The sequence below is a fragment of the Mesorhizobium sp. M1050 genome, assembly GCF_040318715.1.
Classification (GTDB): Bacteria; Pseudomonadota; Alphaproteobacteria; order Rhizobiales; family Rhizobiaceae; genus Mesorhizobium.
The window spans coordinates 62503-78125 of sequence record NZ_JAMYMV010000011.1; the positions used below are offsets into that span (position 1 = coordinate 62503).

A 15623-nucleotide genomic window follows, 5' to 3' on the forward strand; every position below is an offset into this window, starting at 1 on the left:
ATTCGCTTTGCGTTGGCCGCTTTTAGCCAGCGTTCGAGGCATTCGTCTCCCACCCGTCTACCCAGACCTGCCGCAACCGGTCGCCTTCGCCCTTGAACCGTAGCCCCGTCGCCTGGCAATCCTCGATCCGGTCGCTGCGGAAATTGCGGATCGCCTGGCGCAATTCGCACCAGGCGACGATATTGGCGGTCTCGGCGTAGTAGATCAGGGCGATCGGGCGGACGAGCCGCTCGGAGGCGCGGCCCATTTCGTCTCGATAGGAGATGTCGAGCTTCTCCTCGTCGCGGATGGCGCGGCGCACCAGGGCCAGATCGATCGCGCCGGTCGAAGGCGCGGCGAACCCCCACGCATGCAGCGCATTGGCATCGAACGCCTGGCGCAAGGGTGGCGGCACCGCACCGGCGATCTTGGCACTGACACGCTTGGCCGCCTGCTTGAGCTCGCTGTCCCCTGTTCGCTCCAGCAGCGCCAGCGACAGGACGATCGCCTCCATCTCCTCGATCGAGAACATCAGCGGCGGCAGGTCGAAGCCGGGGCGCAGTATATAGCCGATGCCACGCCCGCCCTCGATCGGCACGCGCATCGCCTGAAGTGCCGCGATATCGCGATAGATCGAGCGCACCGTGACTTCCAACCGCTCGGCAATCGTCGCCGCCGTTACCGGCTGCCGCGCCAACCGCATGATCTGGATGATCTCGAACAGGCGTGACGCCTTTCGCATTTTTCACCCGGGTTTCCGATGACAACTGACACACCATCGTCAGTTGGGCTGTTCTATAGGAGCGCCTATCGGGTTGAGAATCAACACATTCCGCTGCGGCCTGGCCGGCGAAGCGACAGGCAACTGACATGGATTACGCGGCAAATCTCTGGCTCTTCTGTCTCCTCCTGTTCGGCATCATCATCGTGCCGGGCATGGACATGCTTTTCGTGCTTGCCAATGCGTTGACCGGTGGCGGCAACAGGGGACTTGCCGCGACCGGCGGTATCATGCTGGGCGGCATGGTACACACGCTGAACGGCGCGCTCGGCGTCGGCCTGCTGATGCATTTCGTGCCGATCCTCTACAATCCGCTGCTGATTGCCGGCGCCGCCTACATGGCCTTCATAGGCCTGTCGCTGATGCGCAGCTCGATCAGGGTCGGCGCTGCGGGGCCTGCCGGCAGCCGTTCCGCATGGAAGGCGTTTCGCCAGGGGCTGGTGATCTGCCTGATCAATCCAAAGGCCTATCTCTTCGTCTTCGCGGTCTATCCGCAATTTCTGAAGCCGGCCTACGGTCCGATCTGGATCCAGGCGTCCATCATGGGATTGATGACGATCACCATGCAGTTTACCGTCTATGGCGGGCTCGCCGTCACCGCCGGCCGCAGCCGAAATCTGCTGGTCGCCAATCCCCAGGCGACCGCCTTTGCCGGCCGGGCAGCCGGACTGCTCCTGGTTGCGGTCTCGGTATTCACGGCATGGGAAGGACTGAGAGCGGGGTAGGACACGGATTTCTTGCGAAGAGGACCCCACCCTAACCCTCCCCACAAGGGGAAGGGAACACTGCCGCGCACTCCAATTCGATCCTTTTGGCGCCTGAACGTTGGCAGTTTGCCGTTGTCAGCGCCGACTGGAGTCTCCCTCCCCCTTGTGAGAGGGGTTAGGGGCGGGGGTCCGTGCCGGGCAACGGCCGGCAATAGTGGCTTAGGCGGCTCCCTGGCGGCTGTCGATCATGGCGCGGCGCACCGAGCGGCGCCACTCGACGGCGCCGGCAAGGCCGTGCAGCACCGTCTCGGTGGTCGCCCAGTCGATGCAGCCATCGGTGATGCTCTGGCCGTAGACGAGCTGCTTGCCTGCCACCACGTCCTGCCGGCCAGCGACGAGGTTGCTCTCGATCATGACGCCGATAATGCGCTCGTCGCCCGCCGCGACCTGGCCGGCGACATCGGCCGCCACCTTGGGCTGGTTCTCGGGCTTCTTGGCTGAGTTGGCGTGGCTGACATCGATCATCAGACGGGGCGCGACACCGATGCGGGCGAGTTCCGCAGAGGCAGCTTCGACGCTCGCCGCGTCATAATTCGGCTGGACGCCGCCGCGCAGGATGACGTGGCAGTCCTCGTTGCCGGTGGTCGTCGCGATGCCGCTGCGGCCGCCCTTGGTCACCGCCATGAAATGATGCGGCTGGGCGGCGGATTTCACCGCCTCGGCAGCGATCCGCAGATTGCCGTCGGTGCCGTTCTTGAAGCCGACCGGGCAGGACAGGCCCGATGCCAGTTCGCGGTGGATCTGGCTCTCGGTCGTGCGCGCGCCGATGGCACCCCAGGCGACGAGGTCGGCAATGTATTGCGGCGTGGTCATGTCGAGGAATTCGGTCGCAGCCGGCAGGCCGAGATTGTTGACGGCAGACAGCACGTTGCGCGCCATCCGCAGTCCCTTGTCGATGTTGAAGCTGCCGTCGAGATCGGGATCGTTGATCAGGCCTTTCCAGCCTATTGTGGTGCGCGGCTTCTCGAAATAGACCCGCATCACGATCTCAAGCCGGTCCGACAGGCTCTCGCGCAGCGCCGCCAGACGGCTGGCATAGTCTACCGCAGCGACCGGATCGTGGATCGAACACGGGCCGACGATGACGAGCAGCCGATCGTCGGTGCCGTTCAAGATAGCGTGGATGGCATTACGTGAAGCGCTGACGGTGCGCGTCGCCGTCAGCGTGCGCGGTATTTCCCGCATCACCTGGTCCGGCGTACTCAATTCCCTGATTTCCTTGACCCGAAGATCATCTGTAGTGGTCAACACGGCTTTCTGCTCCTGTTTGGGGAACCTGCCGGCTGAAACAAAAAAGCCGCCAGGTATGGCGGCTGTTCGGATCTTGTTGCTGCAATCTTCAGATCGAGCGCAATCCTCCCGCCGCCAGCGAGCTCCTAAAGTACCAATACGTGGCGGTCAGGTTGATCATGAAGCTCATATAGTCGAAGCCGAAGTGTTTGTCACGTGCCCCGATGGCAACCGAGCAGCAGCCTCACAACGGCAGATCACGCGGGTTCGTCGCGCCGGCGCTCAAGGTCAAGATCGGCGCCGCGCAGCGGCGAGCCCTGCAGGAACTCAGCAAGCGTGACCTTGCGCGCGGTCTTGCGATGCCATTCCTCGGCCGAGACGACAACCACGCTTGGTTTGCCGTTTCTGGTGATCGTCTGCGGTGAAGACTGCGCGCGCGATAACCTCCGAGAGCCGGGCCTTTGCTCCGGCGACCGTCCAGTTGGTACCCTCTTTGGGTGCAGATTGCATCTCGACCTCCGTGACCATCCTGACTACATGGAATGGCGATGCGTCGGCAACAGGGCGCGGGTGACGGGCGTTTCCGCTGGACTTGCCGGCGCTATTCCGGCGCCGACCCTGCAACGCCCTGGTCATAGTCGACCAGCGATCCGGTCATGACGCCCGATTGCGGGCTCACCATGTAGCTGATCAGCCGCGCCAGCTGGTCCGGCTTCACCAACTGCCCCATCGGCTGCGCGGCTTCGGCCTTTGCCAGCCAGTCGTCCGGCGCGTCGTGCCATTTCTTCTGGACGATATCCTCACCCTCGGTGTCCATCCAGCCGGGCAGCACAGCGTTGCTGCGGATGCGATTGTGTCGATACGCGTTGGCGACATTCTTGGTCAGCGTCATCAGCGCGCCCTTGCTCGTGGAATAGGGCGTCAGGAAAGACTGCCCGCAATGCGCCGACATAGACAGCACATTGACGATCGAGCCAGGCGCCTTGCGATCGAGCAGATGCGCCACCAGGCCCTGCATCAGGAAAAACGGGCCGCGCACATTGGTGTCGAAGATCTGGTCGAAAAGCTCCTCCGAAGTCTCGACCAGCGAACCGCGCGCCGATGTGGCGGCGGCGTTGACCAGGGCGTTGACGGTGCCGAAATGCGAGATCGCGGTGGCGACCGCGCGCTTGCAGTCGGCGACCTTCGAGACGTCGGCGCTGATGAAGATGGCGTCGACACCCAGTTTCCTGAAATGGGCAACAGCCTTGTCGCCCTTCTCCTGCGAGCGGCCGATGAGCGCAAGCGCCCGGCAGCCCTCGTCGGCCAGCGCCTCGGCAACGGCAAAGCCTATGCCTTGCGCACCACCGGTGACGATGGCGCGTGTCTGTGAATTGCGATCGGCTGATGCGCTCATCGCGATGCTCCTGTGTCTGGGGTCCGAAATCCGGTTTTTACTTGTCGAGGCGGACGGTCTTGCCCGATGTCGCGGACTTTAGTGCTGCGTCCGCCAGCTTCAGTGCCACGAGGCCATCCGCGCCGCTTGGCGCCGCCTTCTTGCCCGACGTCGCCGCTGCGATGAAGGCAGCGATCTCATTGGCATAGGCGTCGAGATAGCGGGTCATGAAGAAGTCGTGCAACGGCGGGCGCGTATAGCCCTTCTCGTTGGCCAGTTCGATCGACACCGGGCGCTGGTTCTCGGCCGCTATCATGCCTTTCGAGCCGTGCACCTCGATGCGCTGGTCGTAGCCATAGGTAGCGCGGCGCGAGTTGGAGATGACGGCCTGCTTGCCGGATGCGGTTTCGAGGATGACGCTGACGCTGTCGAAATCGCCGGCCTCACCGATCTTCTTGTCGACCAGCACCGAGGCATGCGCGCTGACCGCCACCGGCTCCTCGCCGAGCAGGAAGCGCGCCATGTCGAAATCATGGATGGTCATGTCGCGAAAAATGCCACCCGAGCGTTTGATGTAATCGATCGGCGGCGCACCCGGATCGCGCGAGGTTATCGTCACCATCTCGACGGTGCCGATCGCGCCGTCGTCGATCGCCTTGCGCACGGCGGCGAAATGCGGATCGAAGCGCCTGTTGAAGCCGACCATCAGCGTCGCCTTTGTCTTGTCGACCACCGCCAGGCATTTCTCGACCCGCTCGACGTTCAAATCGATCGGCTTCTCGCAGAAAATCGCCTTGCCGGCCTTGGCGAAACGCTCGATCAGGTCGGCGTGGGTGTCGGTCGGCGTGCAGATGACGACGGCGTCGATGTCCTTGGATTTCTCGATGGCGTCGATTGTGCGCACTTCGGCGCCATAGGCGCTCGCCAACTCGGTCGCCGCCTTCTCGAACGCGTCGGCGACGGCAACCAGTTTGGCCTGCGGATTGGAGCCGACGGCGCGGGCGTGGACCTTGCCGATGCGGCCGGCACCGAGGAGGGCGAAGCGGAGAGTCATGGAAATTTCCTCTGGGGATGGGTTCGAGAGAGTGGTGTCTCCACCTTCCTGTCAGTGAAAGGTGGCAGGCGTATTTTTTGTTTGGGCGCAATTCCGGCCGGAAAACCGTGTCACACCTTTCCCGGAATGCTCAATGCGCCAGATTGTGCCTAAACCGGGTGATCACCCTGTTTAGGCCGCGAGCTCTGCCTCCCCGGTCTTGGCGCCGGTGATGTAGGAGACGATATCGTTTCCGTCGGTGTTCTCCTTGCGCAGATTGGCGACGATGCGGCCGCGTCGGAACACGACGATGCGGTCGCAAAGGTCGAACACCTGGCGCATATTGTGGCTGATCAGGATCAGCGGCTCGCCATTGTCCTTCAGCGTGCGGACGATGTTTTCGACCTGCGCCGTCTCCTGCACGCCAAGGGCGGCGGTAGGCTCGTCCATGATGATCAGCTTTGAAGCGAAAGTCGCGGTCCGGGCGATCGCCACGCACTGGCGCTGGCCGCCCGACATATGGCGGATGGTGTTGGATAGATTGGGGATCTTAACCGCCGTGCGCACAAGTGCGGCCTCGGTCGCCTTGCGCATGTATTTGCGGTCGAGGATCGAGAACGGGCCGAGATTGAACAGCACCTTTTCGCGGCCGAGGAACAGGTTCGACGGCACATCGAGGTCGTCTGCCAGCGCCAGGTTCTGGAACACCGTTTCGATGCCCGCCTCGCGCGCCTCGATCGGCCCCGTAAAGTTCACTTCCTTGCCGTCGAACCAGATCTGGCCGCTGGTGCGTTGCTCGACACCGGTGATCTGGCGCACGAAGGTCGATTTGCCGGCGCCGTTGTCGCCCATGATGGCGACATGCTCGCCTTTGCGCAGCTCGAAGTTCGCGCCTTCCAGTGCATGCACGCCGCCATAGCGCTTGGTCAGGTTTTCGGTCTTCAGGACGATGTCTGACATGGTCAAGCCCTCATTGCCCGCAGGCGTTGGCGCCACTGGTCGAGAACGACAGCACCGACGATGATCACGCCCTTGACCATCTCCTGGTAGTAGGCGTCGAGGCGCAGGAAGGTGAAACCGGAGATGATGACGCCGAAGATCAGCGAGCCTATCACCGTGCCGATGATCGAGCCACGGCCGCCTGACAGCGAGACGCCGCCGATGACCGCCATGGCGATGGCGTCGAGTTCGTACATCACGCCCATGCCGGACTGTGCGGTGAGGTTCTTGGAGCTCAGCACCACGGCGGCGAGCGCGGCGAGCACGCCGGCGATGACGTAGACCAGGATTTTGTGGTTGGCGATCTTGATGCCGGACATACGCGCGGCGTCCTCATTGGAGCCGATCGCGTAACAATGCTTGCCGTACCTTGTGTAGCTCATGATCAGCTGGAACAGCACCGCCAGAGACAGGAAGATGATGACGGGCATCAGGCCTTTGCCGATCGCCGCGAAACTCTCGGTGGGAAACGAGATCGGCTGGCCCTTGGACCACCATTTGGCGATGCCGCGCGCGGTCACCATCATGCCGAGCGTGGCGATGAACGGCGGAATGCGCGTGTAGGCGATCAAGGCGCCGTTGATCAGGCCGGCAAACAGGCCGCAGCCGATCGCGACCAGCACCGGCACGATCACCGGCAGGTCGGTCCAGCCCTGCGCGAGGAACATCGCCTTGGGGTTGGGATTGCCATTGACGGTCGCCACCTGGGCAAAACTCATGGCAATCATCGCCGTCGCGCCGACGATCGAACCCGAGGACAGGTCGATGCCGCCGGTGATGATCACCTGCGTCACGCCGATGGCGATGATGCCGACGATCGACACCTGCAGGATGATGATCTGCAGCCGCGCTTCATTGAAGATCGCGCTGACGTCGCTGCGGGTGTTGAACAGGAAGCTGTCGCCAAGAAAGAGCCGGCCGATCAATTCGAAGACGACAACAAGAATGACGAGCGCCAGGAAGACGTTGAGTTCGGCAGGCCATGCGCGCTTCTTCGCATCATAGGTGAGGCCGCCGACGCCATGAGATGTCTGTGCCATCGTTCTATCCTCCGTCAGCCGCAGTTCTCCCCTGCTGCCTTGCCGGCGCTGAGGGGAAGAGGAGCGGCGCAGTGAGAGCGCCGCTCCGCATGTCCGCTGCTCAGTTCTTCTTCAGGAACTTGTCGATGTTCGCCGGCGTCACCAGCTGGAAGGGGACGTAGACCTTATGTTCGACCTTTTCGCCCTTGGAGAGCTTGAGCGCCGCATCCAGCGCACCGGCGCCCTGGCCGGCCGCGTCCTGGAACACGGTTGCGTCGAGGTCGCCCGCCTGCATGGCGGCCAGCGCGTCCTGGGTGGCGTCGACGCCGCCGACGACAACCGCCTTCATGTCGATGTTGGCGGCTTTCATCGCCTGGATGGCGCCGATCGCGCTTTCGTCATTGTTGGCGATGACGCCGTCGAATGGCTTGCCGGTCGACAGCCAGTTGGTCATCAGGTTCTGCGCCTCGTCGCGGTTCCAGTTCGACGTCTGCTTGTCGATGATCTTGATGAAGTTGCAATCCGGCGTGGCGATCACCTCTTCGATATCCTTGGTGCGCTGCACGGCGGCCTGGTTGGAGAGCTCGCCCATAATCACATAGACATTGGCTTCCTTCTTGCCGGCTTCCTTGAACAAGCGGCAGACTTCCTTGGTCTCGAGAGTGCCGGAATCGGCCTCGTTCGAGGCGACGAAGGCCTGGTTGTCGGGCAGCGTGTCGACATTGACCGGCTCACGGTTGACGTAGACAAGGGGAATCTTGGCGGCCGCCGCGGCATCCGACATCGCCTGCGTGGCCGAGGTGTCGACCGGATTGACGATGATCGCGTCGACGCCCGAGGCGGCGAAGTTCTTGATCTGGTCGAGCTGCTTGGCAACATCGTTCTGCGCGTCTTCGACCTGCAGCTCAACGCCGCTCATGCCCTTGGCCTGCGCGATCATGCCGTTGCGCAGCACGGTCAGGAAGTTGTCGTCGAACTTGGCCATCGACACGCCGACCTTGGCGGCCATGGCAGATGAACTCATCAGCGCCGCGAAGGCGACGCCCAAAAGCAGTTTCTTCATTGTGTTTCTCCTCCACATATTGGTGTCCGGTTTCACCGATTTATCCGGAATCCCCGACTCCCCGGGGAATCTCTCCCACGGCCTTTTCTGTTCCGGATGGCGTTTTCCTAGGGGGAACGCCAAGCTCCCAGTTTGAAACAGATGTCCGGAACGAAAGGACCAAAATACGTAGCTGATGAAATATTTATTCCATTTCACATCGGGGCGTCAAGGGCGATTCAGCGGCCTGCGGGCCTATTTACGCATCGCCCTGATGGATTCTATCATTTGCCTCGGCGGCTCGCGCGACGGCAGCTAGATGTTTTCCGGCAGATAGATGTCAAAGGGCAGGAAGGTCTGGCCTGGAGCGTTGGCGGCGCCGGTTTCGATGGCATGCGCCATCAGGTCGACAAGCTCACGACATAAAGCGGCGAGCGGCGTCGAGATCACCATGGTGAGGATGTTGTCGGCGAGTGCCGCGCGCGATTCGGCGTTGATCTCGTTGCAAACGACAACCGGCATTTTCGCGGGCTTTGCTGCCCGCAGCGCCGAAACCGCGCCTTCCATGCCCCCGCCGGCGACGTAGCAGCCGACAAGATCCGGATAGCGCGCCAGAAGATCGATCATCGCATCATGGGTCACCTGGTTGGCTTCCAGATTGACCAGCGTTTCAAGCACGCTGAAGTCCGGCGCATGCTCGCGGAAGAAGGAGCGAAACCCGATCTCGCGCAGCTCGTGGCCGTGGAAGCGGTGGCTGCCGACGAAGAGGGCGACCTTGCCAGGCTCCTTCGCTGCCTTGGAGATCATCCATGCGGCGGTGCGCCCGACCTTGCGGTTGTCGAGGCCGATATAGCCCTCCCGGATGCCGGCGGCTAAGTCGGACAGCACCGAAAAGACCGGCTGGCCTCTCGCCTTCAAGGTTTCCACGACCGCTGTCAGGGTCGGATGGTCCGGGCCGACAACGGCGATAGCCCGCGATTTTGCCGCCAGCCTGCGCATCTGGGAGGCGATCTCGTCGGGAGCCAGGGAACTGGCGAAGTCGATGGTCGCAACGCCACGGAAGCGCTGCGATTGCGAGATGGCCAGTTCGAGTTCCCGCGCGAAGTCACCGTAAAAGGCATCATTGCCCCGCAGCAGCAGGAAGCCCAGCCGGTACTCCGGCAATTCCTGGCGCATGCGCTGCTTGATAAGTCCGGCGGCGTGATAGCCGATATCGGTAGCGGCCTCGTAGACGCGGCGCGCGGTCTCCTCGCGCACCGGCAGCCGGTTGTTCAGCACGCGGTCGACGGTGGCGACACTGACGCCCGAGACGCGCGCCAGATCGGTGATGGTGGGCCGTTTCGCCATGCTTGCCTCATTGGATCGCCTGAGGCTTCCTACACCATTCTGATGGGAAATGATAGAAACTATCTTTATGATGTTGAGTCTATCATGATCTGGCACTATTTTTCAGGCTCGAAGCCAAATGGATTTCGGGCATTCGTTCCGACGAGTGCCTCGCCGAGGGAGGCAACCATGCATGCTGCGCCGTCCCGGCGTGACTACAGCCTGATCGGCCGCGACGCCAAGCTCGCCGTCGAGACCGGGCTGTCGGCGGCCGAATGGTATCACACCGAGATTCCGCGCAAGCAGATAAAGGAGCTGATGCAGCGCTCCGACGGGCCGGCGATCCGCGATACCATCATCTGGCTCGCTGCCCTGATCGTCAGCGGCGCCGCCGGTGCCTGGTTCTGGGGCACATGGTGGTGCGTGCCGTTCTTCTTCGTCTATGGCGTTCTCTACGGCTCCTCGACGGATTCCCGCTGGCACGAGTGCGGCCATGGCACCGCGTTCCGGACGCAGTGGATGAATGATGCGGTCTACCAGATCGCCTGCTTCATGATCATGCGCAATCCGGTGACCTGGCGCTGGAGCCATACGCGCCATCATACCGACACCATCATCGTCGGCCGCGACCCGGAAATCTCGGTCATGCGACCGCCGGACCTGGTCCGCGTCGTCCTGGGGTTCGTCGGTGTGCTCGACGCCTGGCATGCGATGAGCGACATGCTGCGCAACGCCGCCGGCAACATCAGCGCCGCGGAAAAGACCTTCATTCCCGAGCAGGAGCAGCCAAGGGCGATCCGCGTCGCCCGTATCTGGACGGCGATCTATGCCGCGACCATTACGTTGGCGCTCTACACCGGCTCGTTTCTGCCGCTGATGCTGATCGGCCTGCCCAGGCTCTATGGGGCCTGGCATCACGTCATGGTCGGCCTTCTGCAGCATGGCGGCCTGGCCGACAATGTCACCGACCACCGGCTCAACAGCCGCACCGTCTACATGAACCCGATCAGCCGCTTCATCTACTGGAACATGAACTACCATGTCGAGCATCACATGTTCCCGATGGTGCCCTATCACGCGCTGCCGAAGCTGCACGAACTGATCAAGGACGATCTGCCGGCGCCGACGCCGTCGATCCTCGCCGGCTACCGCGAGATGATCCCGGTCTTCCTGCGCCAGTTGCGCAACGAGGACTATTTCCTCAAGCGCGAGCTGCCGCCGACCGCCAGGCCATACCGCGAGGAATTCCACAACGATGCCCTCGCGGCCGCGGCGGAATGATCGCTCGGTCGTCCGGATTTCCAGGCGAGCCCCGATTTTTGAGGAGGAATCTATGAGCGACTGGGTCGAGGCCTGTGACACCGGCGACATCGACGAGGAGGATGTGATGCGCTTCGATCATGGCGGACGCACCTTCGCCATCTACCGCAGCCCAGATGATGAGTTCTTCGCCACCGACGGCCTCTGCACGCATGAAAAGGTGCATCTGGCCGACGGGTTGGTGATGGACGACATCATCGAATGCCCCAAGCACAATGGCCGCTTCAACTACAAGACGGGTAACGCCCGAGGCGCGCCGGTCTGCGTCAACCTGAAAACCTATCCGGTCAAGGTCGATGCCGGCAAAGTCCTGATTCAGGTCGGATGACCGACATGGCGCGGGGAATGGTCATCATCGGCGCCGGCGAATGCGGTGGGCGCGCAGCGTTGGCTCTGCGCGAACTCGGTTATGAGGGGCCTGTGACGCTGGTCGGCGAGGAGCCGCATCTGCCCTACGAACGCCCGCCGCTGTCCAAGGACGCCATGGTCAGCGATACGCCCGATATCAAGGCGATCGCCAGTGACGCAATTCTCGCCGAGAAATCGATCCGGCATATCCATTCCGTTCAGGCAATCGCGATCGATCGCGCCGCGCATGCGGTTCGCCTGTCGGACGGCTCGGTCCTGCCCTATGACAAGCTCCTGCTGGCAACCGGTTCGACGCCGCGCAAGCTGCCGATGCCGGGATTGGGTTCGCGCTGCGTTTATCTCCGCACCTTCGCCGATGCACTCGCCATTCGCGCGCATCTCAAGGCCGGCAATCGTATCGCCATCATCGGCGGCGGCTTCATCGGCCTCGAACTCGCCGCCGCCGCGCGCAAGCTCGCAGCGTCGGTTACCGTCATCGAGGCGCAGCCGCGCATCCTGATGCGCGGCGTGCCCGCTGAAATCGCCGAGATCATCCATGAGGCGCATGTCGCCGAAGGCGTGAAAATCCTGTGCGGGACCGGCATCGCGTCCATCGCCGACGATGGCAACGAGGTGCGCATCACGGTTGCCGATGGACAGGAGATATCAGCCGACCTCGCCGTCATCGGCATCGGCGCCGTGCCGGTGACCGGGCTTGCCGCCGAAGCCGGCTTGGCGATCGACAACGGCATCGCTGTCGATGCCGAGCTGCGCAGCAGTGATCCCGACATCTTTGCCGCCGGCGATTGCTGCTCGTTTCCGCTTGCCGTCTATGGCGGCCGCCGCGTCCGGCTGGAAGCCTGGCGCAGCGCCCAGGAACAAGGCGCGCTGGCGGCCAGGAACATGCTGGGTGCCGGCGAGGCGCATGCGGCGGTGCCGTGGTTCTGGTCGGATCAGTACGGCCTGTCCCTGCAGATTGCAGGCCTCTCCGACGAAGGCCGCAGCACGGTGCGCCGTGATGTCGGCGATGGCGCCTTCATCCTCTTCCATTTGGCCGAAGACGGCAGGCTGGTGGCGGCCAGCGGCATCGGCCCCGGCAATGCAGTCGCCCGCGACATCAGGCTGGCCGAAATGCTGATCGGCAAGCAGGCGAAACCGGCATCGCAAGCGCTCGGTTCGCAGTCCGTCAAGCTGAAGTCATTGCTGGCGGCCTGAGCCACCGCGTCGCTCTTCGAGTTCAGCCGGGAATTCAATGTCGCACGCTGAGCCACAGTGCGCGCTCTAAAACAGCGCCTTCAGCTCCGGCAGCTTGTCGTTGACCAGCCAGCCGTAGTAATTCTCCTCCGGCAGCTTCTCCGGCTCTCCAGCAGCACGGCGCCTGTCGTTCTCCGCCTTCAGCGCATGCGCGCGCTGCTCCGGATTGCCGACATTGTAGAGCGTGGCGGTCAGCCCCGGATTGCCCGAAATGTCGAAGCCGGCAATGCTCTTGTAGGCGTCGATCGATTTCCTGATCGTCGCGGCGACGTAAGGCAGCGTCAGGTCGGGATCCATGATGGTCTTGTAGACCGAGTTGGGATCGGCGACATCGAGCTCCGGCAGGCCGGAAACCTTGTGCACCAGGTCGCTCATCTGCAGGGCGGTCAGCGGATTGAGCTGGCCCAGGCCGAAGGTCTGGCCGGCATAATAGGGCTGGAAGAAGGTGGCGCCGAAGCGGTCGTCTGGAAAGCTTGTCCCGCCGACGCTTTTGCCGCGAAACGAATGGTTCCACACCTGCTCACGGCATTCCCACAGATCATAGCTGTCCGACACGCCGGCGCATTTCTTGAATTCCGGCCGCTGCACAAAATCAGTGACGTCCTCGCCGTCATAAGCGAAGGACAGCTTGCTCGACAGGTAAGAGATCGCCTTGACGTAATAAGTCTGCAGCCGGTCGTAGGCATCGACATTGTAGGTGTGCTCGCCGACGATGGCGCCGACGATGTGCATCGGATCAATGCCGTAGGTGGCTGCTGCCTTCTTGATCTTGCCGCGCAGGTCGGCGTCGTTCTGCAGCAGGGCGTAGACCTTGCGGTACTTCGCCTGGAAGGTGGTGTTGGTCGCCTGCGTGCGCCGGCTTGAAGCGCCGGGAATGTCCGGCTGCACGGCATTGCGGTTTCCCGCCGGCACCAATGTCGCGGCTTCAGTGGCGTACAGCGTCGCCGCCAGCGTCAAGCCGAGAATGAGCAGGATCAGTTTTTTCATGCGCCGCCGCCCAAGCAATTCCAGGAAAAGTGTGAAACGGTTTTCCGCCCGGAATTGCGTCAACCAAGAGATCGAGAATGCCGCGCAAACTAGGTAAAGCTCTTGATCGAGTCGAGAGCACCCCTTCGCCTAGCACTACGAAACATGGCCGGATGGTACCATCTGGCCACACCCCAAACTGTTTGCAGGAACCGTGTCGTCCGGACCGGCGCCGGAATGACCCCGGCGCCGTCGTTTAAAGGATGAATCGCGACAAATCTGTGTTTCGCGACAGATCGCCGACATGCTTTTCCACATAGGCGGCGTCGATTGTGACGCTCGTGCCGTTGCGGTCCGGCGCGTCATAGGAGATTTCATCCAGCACTCGCTCCATCACCGTCTGCAGCCGCCTTGCGCCGATGTTCTCGACGCTGGCGTTGAGGTCGACGGCGATGCCGGCCAGCGAATCGATGGCGTCGTCGGTGAAGGTCAGGTCGACGCCTTCGGTCTTCATCAGCGCGATATACTGCTTGATCAGGCTGGCCTCGGTCTCGGTCAGGATGCGGACGAAATCGTCCTTCTCCAGCGCCCGCAGCTCGACGCGGATCGGCAGGCGGCCCTGCAATTCCGGCAAAAGGTCGGAAGGTTTGGAAACGTGGAACGCGCCCGAGGCGATGAACAGGATGTGGTCGGTCTTCAACGGTCCGTATTTGGTCGCCACCGTCGTGCCCTCGATCAGCGGCAGCAGGTCGCGCTGCACGCCTTCGCGAGAAACTCCGGCGCCCATGCCGCCTTCACGCGACGCGATCTTGTCGATCTCGTCGAGGAAGACGATGCCGTCATTTTCGGTCGCATCGAGCGCCCGGCGCACCACCTCATCCTGGTCGAGCAGCTTGTCGGACTCATCGTTGACCAGCAGCGCGTAGGATTCCTTGACCGTCGTCTTGCGCGACTTGGTCTTCTTGCCGCCCATCGCCTTCGACAGCATGTCGTTGATGTTGAGCACGCCGATATTGGCGCCCGGCATGCCGGGAATCTCGAAGCCGGGCATGCCGCCAGTGCCGGTGTCGGCGACTTCGATCTCGATCTCCTTGTCGTCGAGCTCACCGTCGCGCAGCTTCTTGCGGAAGCTATCGCGGGTGGCAGGGCTCGCCGTCTTGCCGACAAGCGATTCCAGCACGCGTTCCTCGGCATTGATATGGGCGCGCGCCTTGACGTCCTCGCGCATCTTCTCGCGCACCAGGCCGATGGCGATCTCGACCAGGTCGCGGATGATCTGCTCGACATCGCGGCCGACATAACCGACTTCGGTGAATTTGGTCGCCTCGACCTTGACGAAAGGCGCACCGGCCAGCCGCGCCAGGCGGCGCGAAATCTCTGTCTTGCCGACGCCGGTCGGCCCGATCATCAGGATGTTCTTCGGCATCACCTCCTCGCGCATCTGGCCTTCCAGCTGCTGGCGGCGCCAGCGGTTGCGCAAGGCGATGGCCACGGCGCGCTTGGCGTCCTTCTGGCCGATGATGAAGCGGTCGAGTTCGGAAACGATTTCGCGGGGAGAAAATGTGCTCATATGACTAAATTCCACTTTGCCACTGCTTGATGGCCTCTAACGGATGCAGCAGCATGATCACGTTGAGTGTCAGATTGTCCCGGATCAGATAACCGGTACCCAGTTCGAAGACGACGGCGAGACTGACGATCACCCATATAGGTAGCGTTCGCGCCATCACAAATCCCAGCACCATGGCCAGTGTGTCGGACACCGAATTGATGATGCTGTCGCCGTAATAGTCGAGCGAGATGGTGCCGGCGCGGTAGCGGTCGATGATGAAAGGGCTGTTCTCGACCAGCTCCCAGCCGCCTTCGATGAGGACGGCGAATGCCAGCCTCAGTCCGATCGGTGAGCGCGGAAACAGGAATCGCGCCAAGGCATAGAACAGGAAGCCGTGGATGAAATGCGATGGCGTGTACCAGTCGGAAATATGCTGGGAATTCTCCGAACTCTGCACGATTCCATGCCAGAGCTTGACGTAGCCGCAGGTGCAGATCGGTGTCCGTCCCATCAAATAGAGCGTGACGGCCTGGACGATGATCAGCCCGAGCACGATGAGAACCCCCATCCGCCAGCTGTTTTCGTAGGCCGAGAGGTCTTTGTCCTCACCGGATGCTTTCATGCCGTCATTC

Annotated in this window: 15 protein-coding genes and 1 pseudogene; 4 read left to right on the forward strand and 12 right to left on the reverse strand. The window is 62.5% G+C overall.

The genetic code is table 11. The features are described from left to right. Positions 1 to 22 precede the first annotated feature (22 nt). Positions 23 to 721, reverse strand: a complete 699-nt coding sequence (locus NKH57_RS09390; protein WP_352829253.1) for a helix-turn-helix transcriptional regulator — start codon at positions 719 to 721, stop codon at positions 23 to 25. Positions 722 to 849: 128 nt separating this feature from the next. On the opposite strand from NKH57_RS09390, the gene NKH57_RS09395 reads away from it, so the two are divergent. Further along, positions 850 to 1485: a LysE family translocator gene (locus tag NKH57_RS09395; RefSeq protein ID WP_352829251.1), complete on the forward strand. Its 636-nt coding sequence runs from the start codon at positions 850 to 852 to the stop codon at positions 1483 to 1485. Positions 1486 to 1686: 201 nt separating this feature from the next. On the opposite strand, the gene NKH57_RS09400 is transcribed toward NKH57_RS09395, so the two are convergent. The 8 genes and pseudogenes from NKH57_RS09400 to NKH57_RS09435 form a co-directional block, all read right to left on the reverse strand. Then, a complete protein-coding gene (locus NKH57_RS09400) occupies positions 1687 to 2778 on the reverse strand; it encodes a 3-deoxy-7-phosphoheptulonate synthase (RefSeq protein WP_352829249.1) in 1092 nt (363 codons plus the stop codon). Between the two features lie 236 nt (positions 2779 to 3014). After that, positions 3015 to 3267: pseudogene (locus tag NKH57_RS09405) on the reverse strand (type II toxin-antitoxin system prevent-host-death family antitoxin). 91 nt (positions 3268 to 3358) lie between these two features. Next, a complete protein-coding gene (locus NKH57_RS09410; RefSeq protein ID WP_352603087.1) occupies positions 3359 to 4153 on the reverse strand; it encodes an SDR family oxidoreductase in 795 nt (264 codons plus the stop codon). A gap of 37 nt (positions 4154 to 4190) precedes the next feature. Beyond that, positions 4191 to 5186, reverse strand: coding sequence for an inositol 2-dehydrogenase (gene iolG, locus NKH57_RS09415; protein ID WP_352943705.1), 996 nt, complete (start codon positions 5184 to 5186; stop codon positions 4191 to 4193). 171 nt (positions 5187 to 5357) lie between these two features. Next, on the reverse strand, positions 5358 to 6125 hold the full coding sequence (locus tag NKH57_RS09420) for an ATP-binding cassette domain-containing protein (RefSeq protein WP_023761106.1): 768 nt from the start codon (positions 6123 to 6125) through the stop codon (positions 5358 to 5360). A 2-nt stretch (positions 6126 to 6127) separates the two neighbouring features. Next, positions 6128 to 7204, reverse strand: a complete 1077-nt coding sequence (locus NKH57_RS09425; protein WP_023761107.1) for an ABC transporter permease — start codon at positions 7202 to 7204, stop codon at positions 6128 to 6130. 100 nt (positions 7205 to 7304) lie between these two features. Further along, positions 7305 to 8246 carry a sugar ABC transporter substrate-binding protein gene (locus NKH57_RS09430; protein WP_352943708.1) on the reverse strand — a complete coding sequence of 314 codons (942 nt, stop codon included), beginning with the start codon at positions 8244 to 8246 and terminating at the stop codon, positions 7305 to 7307. 294 nt (positions 8247 to 8540) lie between these two features. After that, complete coding sequence (locus tag NKH57_RS09435) at positions 8541 to 9572, reverse strand: LacI family DNA-binding transcriptional regulator (protein WP_352943710.1); 1032 nt, start codon at positions 9570 to 9572, stop codon at positions 8541 to 8543. A 168-nt stretch (positions 9573 to 9740) separates the two neighbouring features. On the opposite strand from NKH57_RS09435, the gene NKH57_RS09440 reads away from it, so the two are divergent. Genes NKH57_RS09440 through NKH57_RS09450 form a run of 3 tightly spaced genes read left to right on the forward strand, consistent with a single transcriptional unit; the run spans position 9741 to position 12434 of the window. Continuing rightward, positions 9741 to 10832 (forward strand): fatty acid desaturase family protein, encoded by a 1092-nt coding sequence (locus NKH57_RS09440; RefSeq protein ID WP_352943712.1) that lies wholly within the window; start codon positions 9741 to 9743, stop codon positions 10830 to 10832. Between the two features lie 52 nt (positions 10833 to 10884). Next, entirely contained in the window at positions 10885 to 11199 is a 315-nt protein-coding gene (locus tag NKH57_RS09445; RefSeq protein WP_352943714.1) for a Rieske (2Fe-2S) protein, read from the forward strand. Then, on the forward strand, positions 11196 to 12434 hold the full coding sequence (locus NKH57_RS09450; RefSeq protein ID WP_352943716.1) for an NAD(P)/FAD-dependent oxidoreductase: 1239 nt from the start codon (positions 11196 to 11198) through the stop codon (positions 12432 to 12434). Before NKH57_RS09445 ends, NKH57_RS09450 begins: the two co-directional genes overlap by 4 nt. Positions 12435 to 12500: 66 nt before the next feature. Here the strand turns inward: NKH57_RS09450 and NKH57_RS09455 are convergent, their stop codons facing one another. From NKH57_RS09455 to NKH57_RS09465, 3 genes are all read right to left on the reverse strand, one after another. Beyond that, positions 12501 to 13460: a DUF1402 family protein gene (locus NKH57_RS09455; protein WP_502907273.1), complete on the reverse strand. Its 960-nt coding sequence runs from the start codon at positions 13458 to 13460 to the stop codon at positions 12501 to 12503. Between the two features lie 235 nt (positions 13461 to 13695). Further along, complete coding sequence (hslU, locus tag NKH57_RS09460; protein ID WP_352729331.1) at positions 13696 to 15009, reverse strand: ATP-dependent protease ATPase subunit HslU; 1314 nt, start codon at positions 15007 to 15009, stop codon at positions 13696 to 13698. A 4-nt stretch (positions 15010 to 15013) separates the two neighbouring features. Further along, complete coding sequence (locus NKH57_RS09465; RefSeq protein ID WP_352943719.1) at positions 15014 to 15613, reverse strand: DUF2585 domain-containing protein; 600 nt, start codon at positions 15611 to 15613, stop codon at positions 15014 to 15016. Between the last annotated feature and the right edge of the window lie 10 nt (positions 15614 to 15623).

Excerpts from the sequence above, each read along its gene's own strand:
- NKH57_RS09390 (WP_352829253.1), bottom strand. The coding sequence starts at position 721 with ATGCGAAAGGCGTCACGCCTGTTCGAGATCATCCAGATCATGCGGTTG.
- NKH57_RS09395 (WP_352829251.1), top strand. The coding sequence starts at position 850 with ATGGATTACGCGGCAAATCTCTGGCTCTTCTGTCTCCTCCTGTTCGGC.
- NKH57_RS09410 (WP_352603087.1), bottom strand. The coding sequence starts at position 4,153 with ATGAGCGCATCAGCCGATCGCAATTCACAGACACGCGCCATCGTCACC.
- iolG (WP_352943705.1), bottom strand. The coding sequence starts at position 5,186 with ATGACTCTCCGCTTCGCCCTCCTCGGTGCCGGCCGCATCGGCAAGGTC.
- NKH57_RS09420 (WP_023761106.1), bottom strand. The coding sequence starts at position 6,125 with ATGTCAGACATCGTCCTGAAGACCGAAAACCTGACCAAGCGCTATGGC.
- NKH57_RS09425 (WP_023761107.1), bottom strand. The coding sequence starts at position 7,204 with ATGGCACAGACATCTCATGGCGTCGGCGGCCTCACCTATGATGCGAAG.
- NKH57_RS09430 (WP_352943708.1), bottom strand. The coding sequence starts at position 8,246 with ATGAAGAAACTGCTTTTGGGCGTCGCCTTCGCGGCGCTGATGAGTTCA.
- NKH57_RS09435 (WP_352943710.1), bottom strand. The coding sequence starts at position 9,572 with ATGGCGAAACGGCCCACCATCACCGATCTGGCGCGCGTCTCGGGCGTC.
- NKH57_RS09440 (WP_352943712.1), top strand. The coding sequence starts at position 9,741 with ATGCATGCTGCGCCGTCCCGGCGTGACTACAGCCTGATCGGCCGCGAC.
- NKH57_RS09445 (WP_352943714.1), top strand. The coding sequence starts at position 10,885 with ATGAGCGACTGGGTCGAGGCCTGTGACACCGGCGACATCGACGAGGAG.
- NKH57_RS09450 (WP_352943716.1), top strand. The coding sequence starts at position 11,196 with ATGACCGACATGGCGCGGGGAATGGTCATCATCGGCGCCGGCGAATGC.
- NKH57_RS09455 (WP_502907273.1), bottom strand. The coding sequence starts at position 13,460 with ATGAAAAAACTGATCCTGCTCATTCTCGGCTTGACGCTGGCGGCGACG.
- hslU (WP_352729331.1), bottom strand. The coding sequence starts at position 15,009 with ATGAGCACATTTTCTCCCCGCGAAATCGTTTCCGAACTCGACCGCTTC.
- NKH57_RS09465 (WP_352943719.1), bottom strand. The coding sequence starts at position 15,613 with ATGAAAGCATCCGGTGAGGACAAAGACCTCTCGGCCTACGAAAACAGC.